The 1,126-nt window shown below is 40.5% G+C and carries 1 pseudogene and 1 other annotated feature; the pseudogene reads right to left on the bottom strand.

Annotated features, from left to right (window positions below):
* Positions 1–1,049: pseudogene (locus tag NI470_RS15660) on the bottom strand (IS3 family transposase); the annotation flags it as partial.
* Positions 658–774: a sequence feature (AL1L pseudoknot), on the bottom strand. It overlaps the preceding pseudogene by 117 nt.
* Positions 1,050–1,126 lie beyond the last annotated feature (77 nt).

Raw genomic sequence — 1,126 nt, 5'->3', positions numbered from 1 at the left:
AATCACCTCTGTTTTGTATAAGCCATTCACCGTTTCAGCCAAAGCATTATCGTATGAATCACCAGTCGTACCGACTGATGCTCGTAAATTTGCTGCTTCTAAACGATTGGTATAACGAATAGAAAGATATTGCACACCTCTGTCAGAATGATGAATCACATTCTTTGGCATACCTCGATCATGCAATGCTTGCTCTAATGCATCGAGCACCATATCTGTATTCATTCGTGTAGATACTTTCCAGCCAACAATTGCTTGTGAGAACACATCAATAATAAAGGCGGTATATACCCAGCCTGAATGAGTTTGAATATACGTAAAGTCACTGACCCACAGTTGGTCAGGATGATCAGCAGTAAAATTACGTTTCACTAAATCATCTGCTCGTTTTTGGTCATCTCGGCTACGGGTGGTTTGTTTGTTCTTACCTCGCCAAACACCTTGTATACCTAGCTTTTTCATTAATCGAGCAACAGTACAGCGTGCAATAATATAGCCTTCACGTTTCAGTTTTTGCCAGACTTTACGTACACCATATCGACCTGAACTTTCCTTCCAAATTCGTTTAATTTGTTCAGCATGATGCTCATCATGTAGATCTCGTTTCGCTCGATGTTCTGGATTGTCAGCGAGATCTAAAGTCCGGTAATAGGTTGAAGCTGCGATCGGTAAAATTCTACAAATCGCTTCAACACCATATCGATCTTTATTGTTATGGATAAAATCCACCATTATTTGTGTGGGCGGTCGAGCTCCGCCTGGGCGAAAAAAGCGGCTGCTTTACGTAGAATTTCATTGGCACGCTTTAATTCTTTAATTTCACGTTCCATTTGCTTCATTTTTTCTTGATCAGATATCTGTTGTACTTTAATAGGATTTTGCTGATCTAAATGCTTTTGATGCCAGGCACGAAGTGTTTCAGGAGTACAACCAATCTTAGGCGCAATTGCTGTGATTGCAGCCCAAGTAGAAGGATAATCTTTTTCAGATTCAATCAATAATTGAACCGCTCTTTCTCTGATTTCAGGGGTATATTTTAATTTTGTCATCGGGACACTACGCTTCGCTACGTCTTGCGAAGCAATGCTTCTCATCTCAGAATATTGACTCTCCGACAAACCCGGTA

It is taken from the genome of Acinetobacter lwoffii (assembly GCF_024129115.1).
GTDB lineage: Bacteria > Pseudomonadota > Gammaproteobacteria > Pseudomonadales > Moraxellaceae > Acinetobacter > Acinetobacter lwoffii_T.
This window is presented reverse-complemented; position numbering and strand designations above follow the sequence as displayed.